We start from the raw sequence: 3241 nt of genomic DNA on the forward strand, positions 1-3241 counted from the left end.
GAGTTGTATTTTCCATTTTCCCCTCTTGATCCAGCCACCCTACAAAATCCTTAATGAGTGCGTCTGCCTCTTCAATTTTCTCAATATAATCGTCGTAAAGTACTCCACGGCTATGACCGACCTGATCTGTCCCAATCATTTGAACAATAAACAAGTCAGGGTCTTGCTCTTTCATGATCTTCCTTGCTCTTGCAAGCATATTGGGATCTGCTTTGTCTTTATGCATAACGGCAGTTACCGTTTCTACATCGCTTCCCATGGAATCTACTAGATGGGCAATCCCAAGAAGTCTTCCTTTTTTGCCAACTTTGCGGAGGGAATCAAAAATGCTTTCAGTCTTAATTCCCAGCCTCCATACCATATTTGAAGTAATTCCATGTTCGAATGGATACGTACCGGTGAACATGGAGCTAAAACAAACAACCGTACGCGCAGGATATACCGTTTCCATATTTAAATATTCTGTTCCGTTTTCTTTTAAACCGTCTAAAAATGGAGTGTTTGCCTCATAAAAGCGCTCTTTCCTCATTCCATCGATTACAATCACAATTACTTTGTCCGACAGGCCGTTTTCCGGAATTTCAGGTCCGTCGTCCTTGGTAAAGGTTTCGTAAGCCTTTGGCTTCCAATCGAATAGATACTTATGCAAGATAAAAGCAAAGACTAAGATAAAACCGTCTAATATTCCTAATTCCACAAGAGGAATTCCTTTATGGGCTGATAATGATTTTAAAGATAGTTCCCAAACTGACAAGAGCAGGAACACCTTCGGAAGCTGTTCCTGAGCATTCCCGCTAGTGGAATCACTATTTTTCAGGACAAGCTTCCAAAATCTTGTGAAATTCAGCCAGGATGTCCCTATCCTTAAATGATAATAAAAGGTGCCCCAGAAAAAGACTGTGAAGAAAAAGTAAAGGCCTGCTGCGAAAAGTAACAGGCTGATATTTAGAACTGGCCAAGTGATGATAAAAATCACGAATGGAATCCATAGATAGTTTCTCAAAAAAAGTGGGAAATCATAAATAAAATATATGACGAATAACGGAATGACTGTAAGGAATGCAAGTAAGAAATCCATTGTTCGCTGAGTATTGTCAAGATCGCCTAAATGAAATAAAAGCATGGTGCCTACGGTGAAAATAGGTGTAAACGGCTTTCCCTCATTAAGCAAATTCCAGCAACGAGCAGCGAATTTTTCAAATTTAGATGCGCTTTTCATTTTGTACCTTCTTTCCCCAAAAACCATTTCTTCTCAGCTCTCCAATCATGTGAGCTGGAGAAGATAGAATTAAAATGAAACCTGATAGATAAGAAAAAATAAATTTAAAGCTGTGACTTAATAGAGCTGCTGTGTAAGCATCCTTTCCACCAAGCCCTGTTAAGACTAGAGCGGCTGTCATCACTGATTCGTATGTGGAGATGCCACCAGGAGTGAATTGGAATACCTGTCCGCCCACTGTCAGTGAGTTCACCCAGATGCTTTGGAAAAAGGGAAAAGACAGATCCATAGACTTTAGAATATTCCAGACTACAACACTTTCCAGAATCCAGCTGCCTATTACAAGCGGGACGATAAAAAGACTGTTTTTTTGCTTGGCTGCAAGTTTGGCCATAGTCAAATGTTTATGAAAAAAAGCTGGCATGTACTTTTTTATTGTAAACACAGCAAGAAGAATTAAGCAAAATACACCTGCTGCAATCCATTCTGAAAAATCTGCTCTAATTTCTTTTCCTAGGAAAAATAATCCTGACGCGCTGAAAAAGAGCAATACCGCAATATCGATCAATCTCATTACGACCACAGAATGGGCAGCTTCATCCAAAGATAATTCTTTTTCTTTTGAAGAAAGTAATCCGGCTCGCAGTATGTCCCCGGCCTTTACAGGAGTAATATGATTGATGAATAAACTGATCAAGACTCCTTGAACACAGGTGGAATACTTCACTGGTTTATAAATATATATTTTCCAGGCCAATGCACGGAAAAGGAAAGCTAGTCCATACGCTGCGCAGTTCCACCAAAAAAGCGAAGATGAAAAGAATCGCTTGCCTTCATTCCATAAATCCTCAATATGAAAATATCGGAAAGTTAGGATGGCAAAGACAACCACAAAAACAAATCCAGCTAGTTTAAAATATTTTTTCATTGTTTTTAGCCCAGCTTACTGTTTTCGCGAGTCCTTCCTGAAAAGAAACCTTTGGCTCGTAATTCAGAAGCTCTTTTGCCCGGGATAGGTCAGCCCATGTAGCATTTACATCTCCCTTGCGAAAGTCTGAGTAATTAACTTTCATTTTTGGGAAATGAACGGCCAAACCTTCGACAAGCTCTTCTAACGACACTGGCTGTGAAGAACCAATGTTGATGATATTTGTTCCTGTTGCGTATTTAATCGAGGAGTATATTCCTTCTACGCAATCATCTATGTATGTATAGTCACGGGATGTGCCGCTTCCAAAGACAGTGATTTCCTCATCTTTCATCAGATGGTTGATAAACTTGGATATTGCCATATCTGGTCTTCCCCATGGGCCATAAACAGTAAAAAACCTTAGGATCGTCATATCATACTGATACATGCTTGCAAACGCATGGCAAAATGATTCAGCGCCATACTTGGCAGCAGCATAGGGAGAAACAACTCTGCCTGTAGCCATTTCTTCTTTTAACGGTTCATTAGCCTGTTCTCCATACACGGAGGACGATGAAGCGAAAATGACATGCTTTACATTTGATTCGCCCGAGAACTTCAATAGGTTTGTCGTCGCCTTTATATCATAATCCACATATTCCTCTGGAGCTTCCAGGGAATAACTTACACCTGGCAATGCAGCCAAATGGACAACACAATCGGCATTAAAAGCAACAAAAACATCAAAGACCTTTTCTGCATCTTTTAAAAGGCTCAACTCTTTAAACGTAAAAGAACCAGCTTCTTCAATGAAAGCTAACTGCTCTCTTTTCCTCTGCCTTGAATAATAGGGATGCAGTTCATCTATAATTAACACTTCATGCCCTTCTTGAATTAACTTCCTTGTTAAATGTGAGCCGATGAATCCCGCCCCGCCTGTTACTATTACTTTCACCTGCTAACACCTCAATATCTATTGTCTAACCCTTTTATATTATAGAGAAAAGCTGATGGTTAGTAAAAAAGGGAAAAACCTTGTCATCCATACAAGGTTTTTCCGTTATCTATTTATTTTGCTGCTTCAATGACAGAGTTTAAAGTCGCTTCTAGCT

General features: G+C 39.7%; 3 protein-coding genes. All 3 read right to left on the reverse strand.

All coding sequences use genetic code 11. The annotated features are described in order from the left end of the window. The coding region (locus tag WB217_RS08635) for an alkaline phosphatase family protein (protein ID WP_423992555.1) at nucleotides 1–1219 on the reverse strand (1219 nt) is incomplete at its 3' end. Then, the gene (locus WB217_RS08640; RefSeq protein WP_423992557.1) at nucleotides 1203–2147 is read right to left on the reverse strand and encodes a lysylphosphatidylglycerol synthase transmembrane domain-containing protein; all 945 of its coding nucleotides are present in this window, start codon (nucleotides 2145–2147) and stop codon (nucleotides 1203–1205) included. The genes WB217_RS08640 and WB217_RS08635, both read right to left, overlap by 17 nt. Beyond that, entirely contained in the window at nucleotides 2131–3084 is a 954-nt protein-coding gene (locus tag WB217_RS08645; RefSeq protein WP_423992559.1) for an NAD-dependent epimerase/dehydratase family protein, read from the reverse strand. Before WB217_RS08645 ends, WB217_RS08640 begins: the two co-directional genes overlap by 17 nt. Between the last annotated feature and the right edge of the window lie 157 nt (nucleotides 3085–3241).

It is taken from the genome of Mesobacillus sp. (assembly GCF_049588175.1).
Classification (GTDB): Bacteria; Bacillota; Bacilli; order Bacillales; family Cytobacillaceae; genus Mesobacillus.